The organism is Sphingomonas sp. Mn802worker (genome assembly GCF_000382485.1).
Lineage (GTDB): Bacteria > Pseudomonadota > Alphaproteobacteria > Sphingomonadales > Sphingomonadaceae > Sphingomonas.
The window spans coordinates 42,718-63,964 of the sequence record NZ_AORY01000015.1 but is presented as its reverse complement, the minus strand read 5'-3'; the positions used below and the strand labels follow the sequence as shown (position 1 = coordinate 63,964).

The following is a 21,247-nucleotide window of genomic DNA, read 5'->3' as shown; positions in this document are numbered from 1 at the left end:
GCGGATGTGAGCGCTCTGACGTATTTTCTGTTGTATGTGGTATTGGATTGGTTATGTTGCACTCGCAAGGAGGAAGGATGGCCGATCTCGCCACGCATATTGGAGCAATCGACACTGGCGGTCGTGGCTCACTGTACCAGCGGCTTGCACGCGGCCTTCGCTCCGCGATCGAGCAAGGATTGGTCAAGCCGGAGGAGGCGTTGCCGGCGGAACGCGACTTGGCGATCGATTTTTCAGTATCACGTATCACCGTGCGCAAGGCGCTGGACTCGCTGGTCGCCGATGGTCTTCTGGTTCGTAGGCACGGAGCGGGCACGTTTGTTGCGGGCCGCGTGGAGAAGCAGTTCGCCAAATTGTCCTCCTTCACCGAGGATATGGCAGCGCGTGGGCGCCAAGTGAGCAGCGAATGGCTGATGCGTGCCGAAGGCAGCGTCACGCCGGACGAATCGATGATGTTGGGCCTGGGGCCGGGCGCCCCGGTGCTGCGCTTTCGTCGCATCCGTTTTGCCGACGAGCTGCCCATGGCGATCGAGCACAGCACAATTCCCGCCTTCGCGATCGATGGTCTGAAGGCCGTCGGGGATTCGCTTTACGCCGCACTTGAGCAGACGGGAAATCGCCCCACCCGCGCATTGCAGCGGCTGCGTGCGGTGTCATTCACCGCGGACCAGGCCGAACTGATCGGCATCGAGGCCGGCGCGCCGGGATTGTTCATCGAACGCCGCGGCTTCCTGGAAGATGGACGCGCGGTGGAGGCGACGCATAGCTGGTATCGCGGCGATGCGTACGACTTCGTGGCGGAGCTTAGTACGCGATGACCACCCGGATGTTTGCGGAAGCGGCGCAATCATCCGCGGTCGTCGCACACCAGCAGGCGGCGAACCATGACGTGTTGGCGCGGTTGGCGGACGATCTAAGGACGATGCCGCCCCATGTGGCGATGACTGCGGCGCGCGGCAGCTCCGATCATGCGGCAACCTATCTCAAGCATCTGATCGAAACCCGGGTTGGCGTGCTGGTCGCCAGTGCCGCGCCGTCCGTGGCGTCGATCTACCGCGCGGATGTGATGGCGGAAACGCTCCTCGCCATCGGCGTGTCGCAATCGGGGAAGAGCCCGGATCTGCTGGCGACGATGGAACGGGCCAAGCATATGGGTGCACGCACGCTGGCGCTGGTCAACACAATCGACTCGCCATTGGCAGAGATGGTCGACACCGTCCTGCCGCTCCATGCCGGCGCGGAAACCAGCGTGGCGGCGACCAAGTCGTTCATCGCGACGCTCGCCGCCAGTCTTTCCCTAATGGCGGCATGGAGCGGCGCGGCGGACTTGGCCGACGACGCTGCCGCGCTGCCGGATCTCCTCGCACAGGCCTGGACAAGCGACTGGTCGCCGCTGGTCGAGGCGCTGCAACATGCCCGTGGACTGTACGTGATCGGGCGCGGGCCGGGCTTCGGTGCGGCGCAGGAGTTAGCGCTGAAGCTCAAGGAAACCTGCGGACTCCACGCGGAGGCCTTCAGCGCGGCGGAAGTCCGCCATGGCCCGATGGCGTTGATCGGACCCGATCTTCCGCTGATCGTGCTGCGGCAGCAGGACGAGTCGGCGGCCGCGACCGATGACCTGATTGTCGACGCGCTTGCAAGCGGCGCCACGGTGCTGGTCGCAAGCGATCATGATGTGGCACCAGGCGCGATCCGGCTGCCGCTTCCACGCGCGACGCCGTTGGTTGCACCGATTCTGGCGGTTCAGGCCTTCTATCGTGCGGCAAACCGGCTATCGCTCGCTCGCGGGTTCGATCCCGATACACCACCGCTGCTCAGGAAAGTGACCGAGACCGTTTGATGCTGGCGCTCGACAATGCACGCGTGCTGCTGGACGGCGCCTTCCGGACTGACGTGTCGGTCGTGATCGAGGGAAGGCACATCGTCGGCGTGGTCGCCGCCGACGACGTTCCTGCCGCCGCGTCACGACGCGACCTCGCCGGCGCACGACTGGTGCCCGGCTTCATCGACACGCAGGTCAACGGTGGCGGCGATGCGCTGTTCAACGACGATCCCAGCGTGGAGACAATCAGACGGATCGGTGCCGCTCACGCATCGTTCGGGACAACGGGGTTTCTGCCCACACTCATCAGCGACGATCTGGACGTCGTGCGTGCCGGCATCGCGGCCGTTGACGACGCGATCGCGCAAGGAGTTCCGGGTGTACTCGGCATCCATATCGAAGGGCCGTTCATCAACGTCGAACGCAAGGGCATTCATGCCGCGGGAAAGATCCGCGCGATCGATGAAGACGGATACGCGGTCCTCGCCTCGTTGAAACGCGGGCGCACCTTGGTGACGCTAGCGCCCGAAGTGACCGGACCGGCGATGGTCGCGCGGCTCGCGGCAGCAGGCGTTCTGGTATCGGCCGGCCACACCGCGGGTAGCTTTGATGCGATCACCGCGGCGATCGATGCCGGCCTGACCGGCTTCACACACCTGTTCAACGCCATGTCGCAACTCGGCAATCGTGAGCCAGGAGCAGTTGGCGCCGCGCTTGTTGACCCGCGGGTCTGGTGCGGGGTGATCGTCGATGGTCATCACGTCAGCCCGGTGACGCTGCGCCTGGCGCTCAAATGCAAGCCGCTCGATCGTTTCATGCTGGTCACTGATGCCATGCCACCCACCGGCGGAACACGGTCCGAGTTTCAGTTGAACGGCGAGATCGTACGCGTGGATGGCGAGCGCTTGGTAAACGCCAGCGGCACCTTGGCCGGCGCGGAATTGAACATGATGCGCGCCGTCAAGAACACAATCGATCTGCTCGGCGTGTCTCCGGCTGATGCCTTCGCTATGGCCAGCGCCAACGTCGCAACCTTCCTCGGCTTGTCGGACGAACTCGGGCATATAGCCGTCGGCTCGCGCGCTAGCTTGGTAGCTGTTAAGGACGATGGGACCTTAATCGCAAGCTGGATCGATGGCGCTACGATGATGTGAAACGGTAACCGACTTCAGCCTCTGCACCCGCGCCGGACCCGATCAATAGCCGCTGAGATGAGTAAGCGATCGAGAACTCTCCCTGCCCGGGGTGCAAGCCCCTTCAACTGAACGAACGTTCGTTTACTCCGTTTGCTGTCCGAACGCGGACGTTCTGCTATCCACCCAAACCCTCGCGTGACGCTCATGCTCGCTCAGGTGAGCATGCCTTTGCTTCGATCGGGCAAGCGCTTGATCGCGACCAAGCCTAGCATTTCAGTCGCAAGCCGGTTTTCTTTTTCCTAATCATCAGTGTTTGTGATGCTCCTACACTCAGGTCCGTGTAGCCGCGGCCACCTCGCGCTCGGCCTGCGTGAAGCCGTAAACGGGCACGATCTCACCTTCACGCGACGACGCGCGCGACCACTCGCGCTGCAACGTCTCGCCCGCAACGTCACCTGCACCTGCATGGACGCCTTCCGTGAGGGTCACGTACGCGGTGGCGAAGTGCCCGGCACCCGCGCACAGGATAGCTCGGCTGGGCGCCTCATCGGACACGAGCGCGAGCAGGCCCGGGCTGACCAGTTCGGGCGCGAGCAGCCGCAGGCTCTCTTCCGGCAACACGTCGTGCGTCATACCGGTCGCCGCGGTGGGCGCGAGGCAGTTGACGCGAATACCGTATTTCTCGCCCTCGATCGCCAAGGTCTGGGCCAGCCCCACGAGCGCCATCTTCGCCGCGCCGTAGTTCGCCTGGCCGAAATTGCCGTACAATCCCGACGAGGAGGTCGTCATGACAATCCGTCCGTGGCGCTGCGCGCGCATCGCCTCCCACACCGCCTTGGTGCAGATCGCCGCGCCGATCAGATGAACGTCGACCACCAGGCGGAAGTCGGCGATCGACATCTTCGCGAAGCTCTTGTCGCGCAGGATGCCGGCATTGTTGACGAGGATGTCAACGCGACCCCAACGCTCGAGCGTCGTGGCAACCATCGCCGCCACGCCGGCCTCGTCGGTCACCGAGGTGAAGACGGCGAGCGCGTCGCCACCAGCGAGCTTGATCTCGTCCACCACCGATCGAGCCGCATCCGCCGCGAGGTCGTTGACCACCACCTTCGCACCTTGGCGAGCGAGATACAGCGCATGTGCACGCCCAAGCCCGCCACCTGCTCCGGTCACGATCGCCACACGACCATCCAACTTCGCCATGCCGTCCTCCCACGCCGTCCAAGCGCACAAAGCTAACAGCAGCTTTATTGGCTATCAAGATAGTGAGTGTATAAGTGCAGAGTTCACTTCATGTGCGATGCGCAAACCGCGCGAAAGCCCGCGGCCATGAAGGTCGCCATGCGCTGCTTGACCGCAAGGAAGTCGTCGGAGCGGCACAGCCCATCCGACAATTTATCAATGCGGCCCGTCCGCGCGAGCGTCAGCATCAGCGAGCCAGTGACGAAATGGTAGCCCCACAGGATGTCCTCGCGCGGACAGTCGGGCAGCGCACGTTCGAGCAAGCCGATCAGCCGCAGCACGACGGGATCGAAATACTCGTCCATCAACTCCGCCCCCCATTCGGGCGTATTGGCGACCTGCGCACCTAGCGCGGCGTAGTTCTTCCACCCCTCGCCACCATCGATGTAGAGGTCGAGGTCGGTGTCGAGAAAGGCGTGCAGCGCGCCCTCGATCGTCGGTGAACCGTCGCACGCCGCCTCATATTCGTCGAGCGCGCGCATCCGCGTCTCGCTCGTCACCACCGCGCGCCGCGCGAAGACCGCGTCGAACAGCGCCTTCTTGTCGGTGAAATAGTAGTTGAGCAGCGTGTGGTGGACGCCCACCCGCTTGGCCACGTCCTTCAACGTCACGCCGTGCAGACCGTGGCGCGAGAACAGCTCTTCCGCCACATCGAGAATCTGCTCGGTCATCTCGGCGCGCTGTTCTGCCTTCTTGGAACGGCGCTTGGGTGTGGGTGCGATGGTCACGCGCGCGACTGTGCCAACCACCACGCGCGAGCGTCAAGCGATCAGCTGCGCACAGCAACATTCACACACACGATAGCGTTTGTTGACACAGGTCCCCGATCACGCGCATGCTGCGTCCAAGAACAGGAGAGGAGAGCATGCGCGTGAGCAGCTCGATCAATGCCGCATTGCCGGGCGGCGCTGTCGCCGGTGTGCGTGCCGATGCCCCGATTGGCGCACGCGAGACCGCGGGATTGCCGCGCCACCCGCGCGTGATGCTGGCGCTGCTGACCTTCGTCTACGTGATCAACTTCCTCGACCGCCAACTGCTCGGCATTCTGGCCAAGCCGATCCAGGATACGCTGCACGTCAGCGACGGGCAGCTCGGGCTGATCGGTGGGCTGTATTTCGCGATGTTCTATTGCTTTATCGCGATCCCCGTCGGCTGGCTCGCCGATCGCACCAACCGTGTCTCGATCGTCTCGCTCGCCTGCGGGATCTGGAGCGTGGCGACGATCGGGTGCGGCGTCGCCGGCAATTACGCGCAGCTGGTCGGCGCGCGCATGCTGGTCGGCTTCGGCGAGGCGGGCGGCGTGCCGCCCTCCTACGCGCTGATCACCGACAGCTATCCGCCGCGCCAACGCGGCACCGCGCTCGCGATCTTCAACCTGGGTCCGGCGATCGGCGCGGCGATCGGGATCGCGTTCGGTGCGACAATCGCGACGCTGTTCGACTGGCGCGACGCCTTCGTCTCGATCGGCGTGGTCGGCATCGTCACTGCGCTCGCGGTCAAGCTGGTGCTGCGCGATCCGGTGCGCGGCGGCATGGACCACGGCAATGCCGCGGCGGGAGTGGGAAAGGCGCCGTTCCTCGGCACGATGCGGATGTTCTTCACGCATCGCACACTGATGCTCGCCGCACTCGGCAGCGGAGCGACGCAGTTCGTCACCTATGGCCTCGGCAATTTCGCGGTGCTGTTCCTGATGCGCGAGAAAGGCATGCTGCTGACCGACGTCGCGGTCTGGTACGCGCTCGTCGTGGTGATCGGCATGGGCGGCGGGATGCTGGTGTCGGGACGCGTGATCGACCGCTTCGTCGCGCGCTCGCGCACGGTCTACGCGCTTGCGCCGGCGGTCTCGCTCGCGGTTGCGCTCCCGTTCTACGTCGCATTCGTGTGGGCACCGGGCTGGCCGCTCGCGCTAGCACTGCTGACGATCGTGATGCTGTTCAACTATTTCTATCTCTCCTGCTCGGTAGCGCTGGTGCAGGAAGAGGTCCGCCCCGACGAGCGCGTCATGTCGGGCGCGCTGCTGCTCCTGGTCATGAACTTCATCGGGCTGGGCCTCGGCCCGACCTATGTCGGCTGGGCGAGCGATCGGCTTGCCGCGGGCGGGCACGCGCATGCGTTGCAACTGGCGCTCTACTCGCTCGCGCCCTTCTATGTCCTCGCCGTCGTCATCTTTCTCGCGCTCGCGCGTCGGTTGCGCGGCACCGTTCGGAGTGTCACCGCATGAGCTATCGCCGCCTGTTCCTCGCCGCTGGTGCGCTGCTCGCCGCGCCTGCTGCCGCCGCTCAGCAGTCCGCGCCGCTGGTGCGTGCGCCCGCGGGTCCGGTCGCGGGAGCGCTTAATGGCGACATCCGCGTGTTTAAGGGTATTCCCTACGCGCAGGCGCCGATCGGCACGCTGCGCTGGAAACCACCCGTTCCCGCGCCCGCGTGGACGGCGGTGCGCGCCGCCACCGATTTCGGCCCAGCGTGCATCCAGCCGACGCCCAAGGCACCCAACGTCTACTCGCCGCCCGTGCCGCTGCCGACCAGCGAGGACTGCCTGTCGCTCAACGTGTGGACGCCGAAGAATGCCGACAAGACACCGGTGTTCGTGTGGATACACGGCGGCTCGCTGGTCGCGGGGTCGAGCCGCGAGGTCACCTACGACGGCAGCGCGCTGGCGAAGCGCGGGGTGATCGTGGTGTCGATCAACTACCGGCTCGGCGCGCTCGGCTGGATGGCGCATCCCTCGCTCAGCCGCGAGAGCGGGCAACACGTGTCGGGCAATTACGGCCTGCTCGACCAGATCGCGGCGCTTCAATGGGTCAGGCGCAACATCACGGCGTTCGGTGGCGATGCGGACAACGTCACGATCGCGGGCGAGTCGGCCGGTGCGCTCAGCGTCATGTTCCTGATGGCGTCGCCAACCGCGCGCGGATTGTTCAACAAGGCAGTGGCGGAGAGCGCGTACATGATCTCGCTGCCCGAACTGCGCCGCGCTGCCTACGGCATGCCCTCGGGCGAGGCGATGGGGCAGATGTTGCAGGCAGGCGTGCAGGCGCCCGACCTCGCCGGCCTGCGCGCGATGAGCGCGCAGGAACTGACCGACCGTGCCGCCGCGCTCGGCTTCTTTCCGATCGCAACAGTCGACGGCGACGTGATGCCGGCGCAGATGACGACGACGTTCGACGCGGGCAAGCAGGCCGCGGTGCCGATCCTGACCGGCTTCAACCAAGGTGAGATACGCTCGCTGCGCATGCTGGCGGCGAAGGCGCCTGCGTCGGCGGCGGACTATGAAAAGACGATCCGCGCGCGCTACGGCGACATGGCCGACGCGTTCCTCCGGCTCTACCCGGCGGCGGATTACAAGGAAAGCATCCTCAAAGCACCACGCGACGCGCTCTACGGCTGGACCGCCGAGCGCCTCGCGCGCAAGCAGCAGGCGCTCGGCCAGCGCGCCTATCTCTACCTGTTCGATCACAGTTATCCCGCGATGGATGCGGCCGACCTGCACGCCTTTCACGCCAGCGAACTGCCCTATGTGTTCGGCACGGTGAAGCCCGCCGGACCGAACTGGCCCGCGATGCCCGACACGCCCGCGGAGCACGCGCTGTCGAACACGATGACCGATTATTGGGCGAGCTTTGCCACGACGGGCGTGCCGGTGAGCCAGGGCGCACCGGCGTGGCCCGCCTTCGGGCAGGATCGCGCGTTCCTGCACATCACCGATGCGCCGCGTGTCGAGACCGCGCTGATGCCGGGCATGTTCGAGCTGAACGAGACCGTGATGTGCCGCCGGCGCACGAGCGGCAAGCAGGCGTGGAACTGGAACGTCGGCCTCGCCGCGCCGACCTTGCCGGCCAAGACGGAAGGCTGCGGCTGACGCGGCGCGGCCCTGCGCTATGGGCTACGTTCGTCGGGTCAGCGCGCCGCCGCCGCGCTGATGCGTCCGTTCGCCAGATCGTCGCGCAGCCGCACCTTGTCGATCTTGCCCGACGCGGCGAGCGGCATCGCATCGACCGCGGCGACCTGATCGGGCAGCCACCAGTCGGGCACGCGCCCGCGTAGCAGGTCGATCAGCCCGCGCGCATCGCCGGCCTCTGCTGCGTCGACATCGACGACCAGCACCGGGCGCTCGCCCCATTTCACGTCCTCGCGCGCCACCACCGCGACGTGGCGGACGCTCGGATGCGCGCCGACGATCGCCTCGATCTCCGATGGATTGATCCACTCGCCGCCCGACTTGATCAGATCCTTGGCACGGCCGTTGATCGTCAGATCGCCGTCCGCGTCGATCGTCGCCAGATCGCCGGTGTCGAAATACCCTTCGGCGTCGAGCACGCTTTCCTCGCCGCCGAAATAGCGCTCGACGACGCTGTGCCCCCTGACCATCAACCGCCCTTCGACCCCGCGCTGCTCGGGAAGCGTCGCACCGTCGCCGTCGACCAGTTTCAGGTCCAGCCCCAACGGCGCACGGCCCGCGCCCGTGCTCGGCACGCCCGGCGGCGCGATCGCACCGATCGGCGATAATTCGGTCATGCCCCAGCTCGTCTGGATCTCGGCGCCGAACCGCTCGCCCAGTCGCTCCAGCAGCGCGTCTGGGCAGGCCGAACCGCCGATCACTACGCGGGCGAGGTCGGGCAGCGTCTCTCCGCCGCGCTCCAGATGGTCGGCGACGCCGAGCCACACCGTCTGCACCCCCACCGCCAGCGTCACGCCCTCGTCGCGCATCAGCCGCGCAAGGCGCGCACCGTCGAGCGTGCGGCCGGGCAGCACCAGCTTCGCGCCGACCGCGGGTGCGGCGAACGGCAGACCCCAGCCGTTGGCGTGGAACATCGGCACTGCGAGCAGCAGCGTCTCGCGCGCGGTCAGCGCGACCGCGTCGGCCTGCAACGCGCGCAGCGTGTGAAGGTAGTTCGATCGGTGGGTGTAAGTGACTCCCTTTGGCTTCCCCGTCGTTCCCGAGGTGTAGCACAGCCCGGCCGCACTCTCCTCGTCGAACGCGCCCCATTCCGCGGGCGCACCGTCGCGCGCGAGCAGGTCCTCGTACCCTGCAACGGGCACCGGCAGGTCGACGGGCACGCCCTCGTCGTCGAGCACGATCACTTGGCGCACCGTGCGACAGCGTGCCAGCGCCGGTGCGACCAGCGGCAGCAGGTCGGCGGCGACCGCGATCACCTTGTCCTCGGCTTCATCGATGATCGCGGAAAGGTGATCGGCGGACAGCCGCGGGTTGAGCGTGTGGCACACCAGCCCCGCCCCCATTGCGGCGTAGTAGAGCTCGAGATGGTGGATCGTGTTCCACGCGATCGTGCCGACCCGGTCGCCCGGCTCCATTCCAAGTGCCAGCAACGCGCCCGACATCAGGTTGCTGCGCGCGCGCAGGTCGGCGTAGCGCGTCCGCCGCGTCGCGCCGTCCGCCCGCGCCTCCACTACCTCGCGGTCGCCGTGCCACTTGGCCGCGTGATCGAGGAACTTGTCCACGGTCAGCCGATAATGCTGCATCTGTTGTGTCCGATAGGGTGGAAGGCTGGGCGGCGTGGAAGGCTGGACGGCGGGGATCGGACTGCGTCAGAACGACTTGAACAGCTTCACACCGTATTGCTGCGGCGGCCCCGCGAAATAGAGGCGGCTGTTGAGCGCGCCGGGATAATGCTGGTCGAACAGGTTGGTGGCGTAGGCAGTGACGATGAACGAGCCGTGCTCCCACGCCAGCTGCGCGTTGACGATGTTGCGCGCCTCCAGCCGATCGCCCAGCGCATTGTTCTCGAACAGCGTCGCCCATTGCGGCGCGACGTGACCGTAGTTGACGCGCGGCACGATCGTGTCGTCGCCCACGGGCAAGCGGTATTCGGCGCCTGCGTTGAAGGTGAAATTGGGCGCGTAGGTCTGCTCGCGTCCCTTCAGGTCGACGCACGACGCGCGCGCCGGGCCGGTCTGCGGATTGCACGGCAGGATCGCGGTGCCGACCGGCGGCACGCGTGGGTCGACCGCGAAGAAGCGACCGACGCTGCTGTGGAGCACGTTTCCGCCCGCGTTGAGCGAGAAGCGGCCCAGCCGCAACTCGGCCTCGGCCTCCGCGCCATAGATCTTCGTCTTGTCACGCACGTTCAGCTCGATCCCGAACGTCGGGAAATCGGGATAGCCGATCGTGACCTGAAAATTTTTATAGTCATTGTAGAAACCCGTCAGCGTCGTACGCAGCTTCCCGTCCAGCAGCGTCGCCTTCCATCCCGCTTCGTACGACGTCACCTTCTCGGGCTCAAACGGTGCCGGGTTGCCGAGGCCCACCGGCACGTTCAGCCCGCCGGGGCGGAAACCGGTCGCGACGAAGCCGTAGAGGTAATGGTTCGGATTGACCTTCCAGCCAAGCGACACCTTGTAGGAGAAATCGTTCGACGACGTTTCCTGCGATGAACGCAGCGGAACGCCGTATTGCCGCACGTCGACGTAGTTGGTCGACTTGCTGTCGGTGTAGCGGCCGCCCGCCTCCAGCTTCAGATTGGGCGTGATCTCGAACCCGACCTGCGCGAACGCGGCGAGCGAGCGCGTCGGGTTGCGGCCGTCGAGCCGGTATTCGGTCGCCGGATTGCCTGCGGGTGCGCCGGTGGTGAACTGGAACGGCGGCAGGAAGAAGTACGTGTTCCACACGCCGAACGCGCCGACGATATAGGTCAACCGCCGGTTGTCCGGCGAGATGACGTTGAACTCCTGCGTGAACTGCGTCTCGGTCACGTTGTCGAAGAAGGTCAGATTGCCCGTCGCGGTGCCGTCGAGATCGGCGCGGTAGCGCGTGTTGCCGTTCTGAATGCCCGACACCGAACGCAGCTTGAGCCCGCCGTCGAACTCGTAATCGATCTTCAGGATCGAGCGGATGAACTTGTCGCGGGCTTCCTGCGGCGAGTTGGCGGAGATGTCGAACAGGTCGCGGTAGTTCGGGTTGGGCGTGCTGGTGCCGGGGAAGACGCGAAAGTTGTTGAGGTACGGGCTCGCCGGATAGGCACCCATGTCGAGGTAATCCACGTCGGTCTTCGACAGGATCGACAGTCCTTCCACCGGCTTCCACAGGATGCTGACGCGTCCCGCCGCCATGCGCAGATCGTTGTTGGCGTCCTTCCGTGCCGGTCCGGTGATATTGTAGAAACCGTCACGGCGCTCGCCGAACAGCGCAACGCGCACCGCCAGCGTGTCGCTGACCGGCAGGTTGATTGCGCCCTGAAATCCGACATCGGCGTAATTGCCGACCTGTCCCTGAACGTAGCCCGTCACCTTGCCGCCGATGATCGGATCGTTGGTGTTGACGAACACCGCACCACCCGTCGCGTTCTGCCCGACGATCGTGCCCTGCGGCCCGCGCAGCACCTGGATGTTGGCGACGTCGAAATACGGCTCCTGTTGGAAATAGCCCGGGAACGAGGGCACGCCGTCGCGGTAGGTGATGACCCCCGTCGTCGTCTGCGTGTTGCCCTCGGCCTTGCCGATGCCGCGCACGTTGAAATTGTTGCCCTGGCCGAAATTGTTGACGACCACGCTGGGGGTCGCGAACTGCAGCGCATCGACGTTCAGCACGCCCTTGTTGGCGAGATCGGTGCCCGAGAGGACCGAGGCAGCCACCGATGTCTGCATCAGGTTCTCCGCGCGGCGCTGAGCGGTGACGACGATGTCGTCCCCCATCGCTGCGTCCTGATCGTCTGCGGTGCCGGTGCGCCCGGTCGTGGCTGGCTGCTGTGCCGCCGGGGCGGCGGCCTGACCCGTCTCCAGGGTTTGCGCAACCGCCGCGCCCGACCAAGCGAGTGCCATCAACGACGCGCCAAAAGGTGCCAGTGCCCTCATCATCCGCTCCCTGTCATGTCGGCGCTTATCGACGCCCTAGCCTCGCATCCTGACCAATCATCATATGCAAAGCAAGTAAGAACTCACTCGTGAGTGAATATCAAGCTGAGACGATCGCGTGGCGTTGCCCATGTTCACCTGCGGTGTACCTCTCTCGGTTTCGTGTCTGCCAAGGAACCGACATGGCGGTAGCCAAGTGATAGTTGCGAACCGATCGGGCACTGACCGACAAGGTAAGACGCGGCCGATCGGCGCGACGAGGGCGCTCTTTAAAGCGCCGGCTGGATCAGCAGAGGCGCGAGCGGTGGCGGCCGCATACCGAAACACCTGGCTGGCTAAGGATCGCATGAGCCGAGCGATCTCCAGGTGTCCGCAAGCCTCCACCTTCTTCAGCGCCGCCAGCAGCGCTGCTGGGGTGATCTCATTTACCGGCCGGTCACCCAGAGTCGGCTCCAGCAGCGACAGGAGCCAGCGCGCCTTTCCTACTGCGACGGGGGCTCGCCCCTCCGCTCCGACTTGGCAATATGCTCTTCCCCGACGATTCCGAACGTGTTCGCCGCGTTCAGCGTCGCCCCAAGCCGATCAAATTGCTTCTTCTCGGACGGATCAATGCCACTGGCGATCAGCTTGCGGGCATCCGCAGCACGCTCACGTGCCTCCTTCAACACCACGTCTGGATAGCGGCCGAGGGAAAGCTTCTTTTCCTTGCCGGCGATCCGGTACTTTAAGCGCCATAGCTTGCCGCCCGACGGCTGGACCAGAAGGAACAGCTCTCGCTCGTCAGAAAGCTTAATGGGCTTTGCGCCGGCTTGGCAGCCCGGATTGCAACGTCACTCAGAGGTATCTGGGGGGCTACTCCTGAAGCTCGTTCGGTGTGGCCCCCAGCATAACCCCCAAAGCTGCCTGATTGGGGGCGAACAAAGGCGAACGGCGGCGACCGGTTCGTGCCGCTTTCTCGCAGATTTCCTTGGTTTCTTCCAACCGTCGGCGGATCACCGCAAACAGGAAAATGGTGCCCAGAAGAGGACTCGAACCTCCACGACCTTGCGATCGCCAGCACCTGAAGCTGGTGCGTCTACCAATTCCGCCATCTGGGCACGGGTGAAAGCGCGAACGCTTCCGGGTAGGCCGGCGCCTCTAGTGGAGCGCGGGGAACCTTGTCAACGCCCGTGCACACAGAAAAACGCGGCGGCTGCACCCATGGAGAGCGCAGCCTTGTTATTGCGCGGTGCGCGCGGCTAAAGCGGGCGCGGCTTTCCAGGAACCTTCGTTGATGACCCCTCCGCTGATGACCGGCATGAACAACAAGCTCGTGACGCTGATCGGCGGCGGCGGCTTCCTCGGACGCTATGTCGCGCAAGCGTTGTTGCAGGCGGGCGCGCGCGTCCGCATCGCGCAGCGCGATCCGCGTCGGGCATTCTTCCTGAAACCGCTGGGCGGCCTGGGGCAGACACAATTTGTCGCTGCCGACGTGACGCGGCCCGACACGATCGCGAGGGCGGTCGAGCATGCCGACGGCGTCGTCAATCTGGTCGGCAGCTTCGCCGGTGACCTGCAACGCATCCATGTCGACGGCGCACGCGCGGTGGCGGAGGCGGCGTCGCGCCTGGGCGTCGGCGCGCTGGTCCACGTGTCCGCAATCGGCGCCGATGCGGAGAGCGCCTCCAACTACGCGCGTACCAAGGGCGAGGCGGAAGCCGCGGTCCGCGACGCCTTTGCCAACGCGACGATCCTGCGGCCCTCGACCGTGTTCGGGCGCGAGGATCAGTTCATCAACCGCTTTGCCGGCATGATCGCGAAGCTGCCGGTGGTGCCGGTGCTGCGCGCCAACGCGCGGTTCCAACCGGTCTATGTCGGCGATGTCGCAAACGCGGTCGTCGCGGGCCTGGGTGATCCGCAGCGCTTCGGCGGCGAGACGTTCGAGCTTGGCGGCCCCGAGGTGCTGACGATGCTGGAGATCCAGCAGCGTATCGCGAGCCATATCGCGCGTAGCCCGACGTTCCTCCCCCTGCCCGACGCGGTCGGCGGGCTGCTCGCGAGCGTGCCGGGCGGGCCGCTGACGGGCGATCAGTGGAAACTGCTCCAGCGCGACTCGGTCGTTACGGCTGGCAGCGAAGGCCTGACCGCCATGGGTCTCGCACGCACGCCGTTCGACGCGGTCGCGCTGGGCTGGCTGGTGCGCTATCGCAAGGCCGGGCGCTTCTCGCTGCTGGGCGACGCGGCCAAGGGCTGATCAACCCCGACCATACCCCTCCTTTCACGGAGACGACCTCTTGAACGACCTGCTCACCGCCGTCCTCCTCGGCATCGTCGAGGGGGTCACAGAGTTCCTGCCCGTCTCCTCCACCGGCCACCTGATCCTGGCGAGCGCGCTGCTCGGCTATAACGAGGCGCACTGGCGGCTGTTCAACATCGTTATCCAGTTGGGTGCGATCCTGGCGGTGGTAGTGCTCTACTGGCGGACGTTCTGGACCGTCATGCTCGGCCTGTTCCGGCGTGAGGCCGGGCCGATCCGTTTCGTGCGCAACCTGCTGATCGCCTTTGCTCCTGCGGCGGTGATCGGTTTGGCGCTCAAGAAGCAGATCGAGGCGTTGCTGCTGCAACCGCGCGTCGTGGCGGTGGCGCTGATCGTCGGCGGCCTTGCGATCCTGGTGATCGAGCGGGTCGTGAAACCCGGCACGACGCGCGGCATCGCCGACGTGCCCGCGCGCACCGCGCTGGGCGTCGGCTTCATCCAGTGTCTGGCGATGGTGCCGGGAGTCAGCCGGTCGGGCGCGACGATCCTTGGCGCGCTGACGCTGGGCGTGGAGCGGCGCACCGCGGCCGAGTTCAGCTTCTTTCTGGCGATCCCGACGATGCTCGGCGCGAGCGTGGTCGAACTCGCCGGGCACCATCACGAGTTGATGGCCGGGCAAGGCGCCGGGCTCGGCGCGATCGCAGTCGGCTTCGTCGTCGCGTTCGTGGTGGCGCTTCTGGTCGTTCGCTGGTTCGTCGGCATCGTCGGGCGGCACGGCTTCGCGCCTTTTGCATGGTACCGGATTGTCGCAGGCGGTGCGGCCTTGTTCCTGCTGATGCATTAAACTTCCGATTCGGACCTAAAGAAGGTGTGATTTTCTGTGTGGCCTACGCGACTGTCGCTAAATGCGTCTTTGTAGGTCCGACTCGTTATGTATGTTGTTTGATTTCGCGTGACAGGGCGACTTTGATATGAAATTGCGGCCGGCGGAGATTGACCGATGGCCGACATGCTTCGTTTCGTTGAACGCCCGCAAGCCTATCCTGCGAAACGCGCGGCAGACGCGCGTGCGGAGGACTTCCGCGAGATCGCCGAGCGCTATGCGGTACAGTCGGCGGAGGATCAGTCGGCGCGCTGCTCGCAGTGCGGTGTGCCCTATTGCTCGGTGCATTGCCCGCTGCACAACCACATTCCCGACTGGCTGCGGCTGACCGCGGAAGGGCGGCTGCGCGAGGCCTATGAGCTGTCGAACGCCACCTCCACGATGCCCGAGATCTGCGGCCGCATCTGCCCGCAGGACCGTTTGTGCGAAGGCAATTGCGTGATCGAGTTCACCGGCCACGGCGCGGTAACGATCGGCTCGGTCGAGAAGTTCGTGACCGACAAGGCGTGGGAGGAAGGCTGGGTCGAGCCGCTCGTCCCCGGACCCGCGCGCGGCCAGTCGGTCGGCGTGATCGGCGCGGGGCCGGCGGGGCTGTCGGCGGCGGAGTATCTGCGCGGGCACGGCTACGAGGTCCACGTCTACGATCGCCACGACCGCGCGGGCGGGTTGCTGACCTACGGCATCCCGGGCTTCAAGCTCGAAAAACCCGTTGTCACGCGCCGCGTCGACCGGTTGAAGGCGGGTGGCATCGTCTTCCACGAAGGCTTCGCGGTCGGCGAGGACGCGACGCTCGACGAACTGCGCAGCCGTCACGACGCGGTGCTGATCGCCACCGGCGTGTACAAGGCGCGCGCGATCGAGGTCGACGGGCACGGTGCGTCGGGTGTCGTCGCTGCGCTCGATTACCTGACCGCCTCCAACCGTAAGAGCTTCGGCGACACGGTCCCTGCGTTCGAGGACGGCAGCCTCAACGCGGCGGGCAAGAACGTCGTCGTGATCGGCGGCGGCGACACCGCGATGGACTGCGTCCGCACCGCGATCCGTCAGGGCGCGAAGAGCGTGAAGTGCCTCTACCGCCGCGACCGCGCCAACATGCCCGGCAGCCAGCGCGAGGTGGCGAACGCGGAGGAAGAAGGCGTCGAGTTCGTCTGGCTCTCCGCGCCCGCCGCCTTCGTCGCCGCTGGCGACCGCGTCACCCACGTCCGCGCCAATCGCATGCGGCTGGGCAGCGCGGATGCGAGCGGCCGGCGTTCACCCGAGATCGATCCGGGCGCCGCCGAGGACATGCCGGCCGATCTCGTCATCAAGGCACTCGGCTTCGACGCGGAGGACCTGCCGCACCTGTGGGGCGCGGCAGAGTTGGGCGTGACACGCTGGGGCACGGTGCTGGTCGATGCGAAGACGCTGATGACCAGCCTCGACGGCGTGTTCGCCGCCGGCGACATCGTGCGCGGCGCGAGCCTGGTCGTCTGGGCGATCCGCGACGGCCGCGACGTGTCGGCTGCGATGCACCAGTATTTGAAGGCCAAGGCCGTGAACGCGAAGGTGGCAGCATGAGCGACGCGTATATGACCGACCAGCGCGCCTACCTTGCCGACCACGGCATGTACCGGCCCGAATTCGAGGGCGATGCGTGCGGTGTCGGGCTTGTCGCCGCGACCGATGGCAAGCCGTCGCGGCGCGTGGTGCAGTCGGCGATCGACGCGTTGAAGGCGGTCTGGCACCGCGGCGCGGTCGATGCCGATGGCAAGACCGGCGACGGCGCCGGGCTGCACGTCGACCTGCCGGTGCGCTTCTTCGACGATTGCGTCGCCGCGTCGGGGCACAAGCTGCTGCCCAACCGGCTCGCGGTCGGCATGGTATTCCTGCCGCGCACCGATCTCGGCGCGCAGGAGACGTGCCGCACGATCGTCGAGGCGGAGATGATCGAGGCCGGCTACACCATCTACGGCTGGCGGCAGGTGCCGGTCGACGTGTCGGTGATCGGCGCCAAGGCGCAGCTGACGCGGCCCGAGATCGAGCAGATCATGATCGCGGGGCCGCTCCCCGATGAGGCAAGCGCCGACGAGTTCGAAAAGAACATTTATCTCGTCCGCCGCCGGATCGAGAAGCGCGTGATCGCGGCGCAGATCCAGGGCTTCTACGTCTGTTCGCTGTCGTGCCGCTCGATCATCTACAAGGGGCTGTTCCTCGCCGAGAGCCTGTCGGTCTTCTACCCCGACCTCGTCGACCAGCGTTTCGAGAGCCGCGTCGCGATCTTTCACCAGCGTTACTCGACCAACACCTTTCCGCAATGGTGGCTGGCGCAGCCGTTCCGCTGCCTCGCGCACAACGGCGAGATCAACACCGTTCGCGGCAACAAGAACTGGATGCTCAGCCACGAGATCCGCATGGCGAGCATCGCGTTCGGCGAGCATTCGGAGGACATTAAGCCGGTGATCCCGGCGGGGGCATCGGACACCGCGGCATTGGACGCGACGTTCGAGGCGATCTGCCGTTCCGGCCGCGACGCCCCCACCGCCAAGCTGATGCTGGTGCCCGAGGCGTGGCAGTCAGGCGGCGACACACCCGACGCGCATATCGCGATGTACCAGTATCTCGCCAGCGTGATGGAGCCGTGGGACGGCCCCGCCGCGCTCGCCATGACCGACGGGCAATGGGCGGTCGGCGGCGTCGACCGCAACGCGCTGCGCCCGCTTCGCTACACGCAGACCGCCGACGGGCTGCTCATCATCGGTTCCGAAGCCGGCATGGTGGTGGTGCCCGAGAGCACGGTGATCGCCAAGGGCCGGCTTGGTCCGGGGCAGATGATCGCGGTCGACTTGGCTGAAGGCCGCGTGCTGCGCGACCGCGAGATCAAGGACAAGATCGCCGCCGAGCACGATTACGCCGCCATGATCGGCGAATTTTCGACGATCGACGACCTGCCCCCCGCCCCGCTCGACAGCACGATGCGCTACGACCGCGCCGAGCTGACGCGGCGGCAGGTGGCCGCAGGCCAGACGCTGGAGGACATGGAGCTGATCCTGTCGCCGATGGTCGAGACTGCCAAGGAAGCGATCGGATCGATGGGCGACGACACGCCGCTCGCCGTCATCTCCGACAAGCCGCGCCTCATCAGCCAGTTCTTCCGCCAGAATTTCAGCCAGGTCACCAACCCGCCGATCGACTCGTTGCGTGAGCGCTACGTGATGTCGCTCAAGACGCGCTTCGGCAATCTGGCCAACATCCTCGACACGCAGGATCGGCGCGAGCGCGTGCTGGTGCTCGACTCGCCCGTGCTAACCGGCGCGCACTGGCACCGCTTGAAAGCCTATTTCGGCGCGAGCGCGGCGGAGATCGACTGCACCTTCGAAACCGGAGGCGGCGCCGAACGGCTGCGCGCCGCGATCCAGCGCATCCGCAACCAGGCCGAACAGGCGGTGCGCGAGGGGCGCAGCGAGCTGTTCCTGACCGACGAGCATATCGGCGCAGACCGCGTCGCGATCCCCGGCGTGCTCGCCGCCGCGGCGGTCCACACCCATCTCGTCCGCCGCGGGCTTCGCTCCTACGCGAGCGTGAACGTCCGCACCGCCGAGTGCCTCGACACGCATTATTACGCCGTGCTGATCGGCGTCGGTGCGACGACGGTGAACGCGTATCTGGCCGAGGCCGCGATCGTCGACCGTCAGGCGCGCGGGCTGTTCGGCGACCTCGCGCTCGAGGATTGCCTGTCACGTCACAAGAAGGCGATCGAGGAAGGCCTGCTCAAGATCATGTCGAAGATGGGGATCTCGGTCCTCTCCTCGTACCGCGGCGGTTATAATTTCGAGGCGGTGGGTCTTTCCCGCGCGCTGGTCAACGACCTGTTCCCCGGCATGCCTGCGAAGATCAGCGGCGAGGGTTACGCCTCGCTCCACGTCAACGCGACCGAGCGGCACGAGGCGGCATTCGACGCCGCGGTTGCGACTCTGCCGATCGGCGGTTTCTACCGCCAGCGCCACACCGGCGAGGCGCATGCCTATTCCGCGCAGTTGATGCACCTGCTCCAGACCGCGGTGTCGACCGACAGCTATTCGAGCTACCTGCAATTCTCGCGCGGAGTCGCCGACCTGCCGCCGATCTACCTGCGCGACCTGTTCCAGTTCAACTTCCCCGCGGAAGGCGTCGCGGTCGACCAGGTCGAGGCGATCACCGAGATCCGCAAGCGCTTCGTCACCCCCGGCATGTCGCTCGGCGCGCTGTCGCCGGAAGCGCACGAGACGCTGGCGATCGCGATGAACCGGATCGGCGCGAAGGCGGTGTCGGGCGAGGGCGGCGAGGACAAGATCCGCTACCAGCCGTACGAGAACGGCGACAACGCCAACTCGGTCATCAAGCAGATCGCGTCCGGCCGCTTCGGCGTCACCGCCGAATATCTCAACGCCTGCGACGAGATCGAGATCAAGGTGGCCCAGGGCGCCAAGCCCGGCGAGGGCGGGCAGCTGCCCGGCTTCAAGGTAACCGAGTTCATCGCTCGCCTGCGCCACTCGACGCCGGGCGTGACGCTGATCTCGCCGCCGCCGCACCACGACATCTATTCGATCGAGGATCTGGCGCAGCTGATCTACGATTTGAAGCAGATCAACCCGCGCGCGCGCGTCTGCGTCAAGCTCGTGTCCTCCGCCGGCATCGGCACCGTCGCGGCGGGTGTCGCGAAGGCGCACGCCGACGTGATCCTCGTCTCCGGCCACGTCGGCGGCACGGGCGCGTCCCCGCAGACCAGCATCAAATATGCCGGCACGCCGTGGGAAATGGGGCTGTCCGAGGTCAATCAGGTGCTGACCCTCAACGGTTTGCGTGGGCGGATCAAGCTGCGCGCGGACGGCGGGCTCAAGACCGGGCGCGACATCGTCATCGCGGCGATCCTGGGCGCGGAGGAGTTCGGTATCGGCACGCTGTCGCTCGTCGCGATGGGCTGCATCATGGTTCGGCAGTGCCACTCGAACACCTGCCCGGTCGGCGTGTGCACGCAGGACGAGAAATTGCGTGCGAAGTTCGTCGGCACGCCGGAAAAGGTCATCAACCTCATGACCTTCATCGCCGAGGAAGTGCGCGACATCCTCGCGCGCCTCGGCGTCCGCAGCCTGGACGAAATCATCGGCCGCACCGAGCTGCTCCGCCAGGTCAGCCGCGGCGCGGAGCATCTCGACGACCTCGACCTGAATCCGATCCTCGCCAAGGTCGACGCGTCGGACGCAGAGCGGCGCTTCTCGCTCTCGACCTTCCGCAACGAGGTGCCCGACAGCCTCGACGCGCAGATCATCAAGGACGCCGCCCCCGTCTTCTCGCGCGGCGAGAAGATGCAGCTGACCTATTCGGTGCGCAACACGCACCGCGCGGTCGGCACGCGATTATCGAGCGAGGTCACCCGCCGCTTCGGCATGAGCAAGCTCGCCGACGGTCACGTCACCGTCCGCCTGCGCGGGTCGGCCGGGCAATCGCTCGGCGCGTTCCTGTGCAAGGGCATCACACTCGAGGTATTCGGCGACGCCAACGATTACGTCGGCAAGGGGCTGTCGGGCGGCACGATCGTCGTTCGCCCCGCGGTGTCCTCGCCGCTCGCCAGCCAGGACAACACCATCCTCGGCAACACCGTGCTTTACGGCGCGACGGCCGGCCGCTTGCTCGCGGCGGGACAGGCGGGCGAGCGGTTCGCGGTGCGCAACTCGGGCGCCGACGTGGTGGTCGAGGGCTGCGGCGCGAACGGCTGCGAGTATATGACCGGCGGCACTGCGGTGGTGCTGGGCGAGGTCGGCCAGAACTTCGGTGCCGGCATGACCGGCGGCATGGCGTTCGTCTACGACGCGAGCGGCCGCTTCGCGCGCAACGCCAACCCGGAGAGCATCGTGTGGCAACGCCTCGCCTCCGACCCTTGGGCGGACAAGCTGCGCGCGTTGGTCGAGGCGCACGCACGCGCAACCGACAGCCGCTGGTCGAAGGGATTGCTCGAGGACTGGGACGCGGCGCTCGCGCATTTCTGGCAGGTGGTGCCGAAGGAGATGCTCACCCGCCTGCCCCACCCGCTCGACGACAGCGTCGAACTGGTCGCGGCCGAATGAGGGGCACGCGTGCGTCCTCGACACGAGTGACGCACGCGCA

The 21,247-nt window shown here is 66.3% G+C and carries 14 protein-coding genes, 1 tRNA gene and 1 pseudogene; 9 read left to right on the top strand and 7 right to left on the bottom strand.

The window, feature by feature from the left end; translation table 11 throughout:
- Positions 1 to 77 precede the first annotated feature (77 nt).
- From SMN802W_RS0113715 to nagA, 3 genes are read left to right on the top strand one after another with little or no spacing between them, the layout of a single operon-like run.
- A complete protein-coding gene (locus tag SMN802W_RS0113715; protein WP_019517493.1) occupies positions 78 to 818 on the top strand; it encodes a GntR family transcriptional regulator in 741 nt (246 codons plus the stop codon).
- Complete coding sequence (locus SMN802W_RS0113710; protein ID WP_019517492.1) at positions 815 to 1,840, top strand: SIS domain-containing protein; 1,026 nt, start codon at positions 815 to 817, stop codon at positions 1,838 to 1,840. Before SMN802W_RS0113715 ends, SMN802W_RS0113710 begins: the two co-directional genes overlap by 4 nt.
- Complete coding sequence (nagA, locus tag SMN802W_RS0113705; protein ID WP_019517491.1) at positions 1,840 to 2,976, top strand: N-acetylglucosamine-6-phosphate deacetylase; 1,137 nt, start codon at positions 1,840 to 1,842, stop codon at positions 2,974 to 2,976. Before SMN802W_RS0113710 ends, nagA begins: the two co-directional genes overlap by 1 nt.
- Before the next feature lie 312 nt (positions 2,977 to 3,288).
- Here the strand turns inward: nagA and SMN802W_RS0113700 are convergent, their stop codons facing one another.
- Both SMN802W_RS0113700 and SMN802W_RS0113695 read right to left on the bottom strand, forming a co-directional pair.
- Positions 3,289 to 4,161 carry an SDR family NAD(P)-dependent oxidoreductase gene (locus tag SMN802W_RS0113700; RefSeq protein WP_019517490.1) on the bottom strand — a complete coding sequence of 291 codons (873 nt, stop codon included), beginning with the start codon at positions 4,159 to 4,161 and terminating at the stop codon, positions 3,289 to 3,291.
- Positions 4,162 to 4,244: 83 nt separating this feature from the next.
- Positions 4,245 to 4,871 carry a TetR/AcrR family transcriptional regulator gene (locus tag SMN802W_RS0113695; RefSeq protein WP_156818915.1) on the bottom strand — a complete coding sequence of 209 codons (627 nt, stop codon included), beginning with the start codon at positions 4,869 to 4,871 and terminating at the stop codon, positions 4,245 to 4,247.
- 194 nt (positions 4,872 to 5,065) lie between these two features.
- On the opposite strand from SMN802W_RS0113695, the gene SMN802W_RS0113690 reads away from it, so the two are divergent.
- Together SMN802W_RS0113690 and SMN802W_RS0113685 are read left to right on the top strand one after the other, a co-directional pair.
- Positions 5,066 to 6,421 (top strand): MFS transporter, encoded by a 1,356-nt coding sequence (locus tag SMN802W_RS0113690; protein WP_019517488.1) that lies wholly within the window; start codon positions 5,066 to 5,068, stop codon positions 6,419 to 6,421.
- Entirely contained in the window at positions 6,418 to 8,058 is a 1,641-nt protein-coding gene (locus SMN802W_RS0113685) for a carboxylesterase/lipase family protein (RefSeq protein ID WP_019517487.1), read from the top strand. Before SMN802W_RS0113690 ends, SMN802W_RS0113685 begins: the two co-directional genes overlap by 4 nt.
- A 38-nt stretch (positions 8,059 to 8,096) precedes the next feature.
- Here SMN802W_RS0113685 and SMN802W_RS0113680 read toward each other — a convergent pair whose 3' ends face one another.
- From SMN802W_RS0113680 to SMN802W_RS0113665, 5 genes and pseudogenes are all read right to left on the bottom strand, one after another.
- Positions 8,097 to 9,680 carry an AMP-binding protein gene (locus SMN802W_RS0113680; RefSeq protein WP_019517486.1) on the bottom strand — a complete coding sequence of 528 codons (1,584 nt, stop codon included), beginning with the start codon at positions 9,678 to 9,680 and terminating at the stop codon, positions 8,097 to 8,099.
- A 66-nt stretch (positions 9,681 to 9,746) separates the two neighbouring features.
- The gene (locus SMN802W_RS0113675; protein WP_156818910.1) at positions 9,747 to 12,008 is read right to left on the bottom strand and encodes a TonB-dependent receptor; all 2,262 of its coding nucleotides are present in this window, start codon (positions 12,006 to 12,008) and stop codon (positions 9,747 to 9,749) included.
- Positions 12,009 to 12,068: 60 nt separating this feature from the next.
- Positions 12,069 to 12,476 (bottom strand): annotated as a pseudogene (locus SMN802W_RS19005) (phage integrase central domain-containing protein); the annotation flags it as partial.
- 14 nt (positions 12,477 to 12,490) lie between these two features.
- The gene (locus SMN802W_RS18005) at positions 12,491 to 12,769 is read right to left on the bottom strand and encodes an Arm DNA-binding domain-containing protein (protein ID WP_238560219.1); all 279 of its coding nucleotides are present in this window, start codon (positions 12,767 to 12,769) and stop codon (positions 12,491 to 12,493) included.
- A 249-nt stretch (positions 12,770 to 13,018) separates the two neighbouring features.
- Positions 13,019 to 13,105 (bottom strand) — tRNA-Leu (locus tag SMN802W_RS0113665).
- A 200-nt stretch (positions 13,106 to 13,305) separates the two neighbouring features.
- Here SMN802W_RS0113665 and SMN802W_RS0113660 point away from each other — a divergent pair.
- The 4 genes from SMN802W_RS0113660 to gltB all read left to right on the top strand — a co-directional run bounded on the left by SMN802W_RS0113660 (position 13,306) and on the right by gltB (position 21,207).
- Positions 13,306 to 14,241, top strand: a complete 936-nt coding sequence (locus tag SMN802W_RS0113660; RefSeq protein ID WP_026326133.1) for a complex I NDUFA9 subunit family protein — start codon at positions 13,306 to 13,308, stop codon at positions 14,239 to 14,241.
- A 40-nt stretch (positions 14,242 to 14,281) separates the two neighbouring features.
- Positions 14,282 to 15,088 (top strand): undecaprenyl-diphosphate phosphatase, encoded by an 807-nt coding sequence (locus SMN802W_RS0113655; protein ID WP_019517482.1) that lies wholly within the window; start codon positions 14,282 to 14,284, stop codon positions 15,086 to 15,088.
- Between the two features lie 156 nt (positions 15,089 to 15,244).
- Entirely contained in the window at positions 15,245 to 16,684 is a 1,440-nt protein-coding gene (locus SMN802W_RS0113650; protein WP_019517481.1) for an NAD(P)-dependent oxidoreductase, read from the top strand.
- Entirely contained in the window at positions 16,681 to 21,207 is a 4,527-nt protein-coding gene (gene gltB, locus SMN802W_RS0113645; protein ID WP_019517480.1) for a glutamate synthase large subunit, read from the top strand. Before SMN802W_RS0113650 ends, gltB begins: the two co-directional genes overlap by 4 nt.
- Positions 21,208 to 21,247 lie beyond the last annotated feature (40 nt).

Bases quoted from the DNA above. Each gene is read 5' to 3' on its own strand.
- SMN802W_RS0113685 (WP_019517487.1), top strand. From the start codon at position 6,418: ATGAGCTATCGCCGCCTGTTCCTCGCCGCTGGTGCGCTGCTCGCCGCG.
- SMN802W_RS0113660 (WP_026326133.1), top strand. From the start codon at position 13,306: ATGAACAACAAGCTCGTGACGCTGATCGGCGGCGGCGGCTTCCTCGGA.
- SMN802W_RS0113680 (WP_019517486.1), bottom strand. From the start codon at position 9,680: ATGCAGCATTATCGGCTGACCGTGGACAAGTTCCTCGATCACGCGGCC.
- SMN802W_RS0113690 (WP_019517488.1), top strand. From the start codon at position 5,066: ATGCGCGTGAGCAGCTCGATCAATGCCGCATTGCCGGGCGGCGCTGTC.
- SMN802W_RS0113650 (WP_019517481.1), top strand. From the start codon at position 15,245: ATGGCCGACATGCTTCGTTTCGTTGAACGCCCGCAAGCCTATCCTGCG.
- nagA (WP_019517491.1), top strand. From the start codon at position 1,840: ATGCTGGCGCTCGACAATGCACGCGTGCTGCTGGACGGCGCCTTCCGG.
- SMN802W_RS0113695 (WP_156818915.1), bottom strand. From the start codon at position 4,871: ATGACCGAGCAGATTCTCGATGTGGCGGAAGAGCTGTTCTCGCGCCAC.
- SMN802W_RS0113710 (WP_019517492.1), top strand. From the start codon at position 815: ATGACCACCCGGATGTTTGCGGAAGCGGCGCAATCATCCGCGGTCGTC.
- SMN802W_RS0113675 (WP_156818910.1), bottom strand. From the start codon at position 12,008: ATGAGGGCACTGGCACCTTTTGGCGCGTCGTTGATGGCACTCGCTTGG.
- gltB (WP_019517480.1), top strand. From the start codon at position 16,681: ATGAGCGACGCGTATATGACCGACCAGCGCGCCTACCTTGCCGACCAC.
- SMN802W_RS0113700 (WP_019517490.1), bottom strand. From the start codon at position 4,161: ATGGCGAAGTTGGATGGTCGTGTGGCGATCGTGACCGGAGCAGGTGGC.
- SMN802W_RS0113715 (WP_019517493.1), top strand. From the start codon at position 78: ATGGCCGATCTCGCCACGCATATTGGAGCAATCGACACTGGCGGTCGT.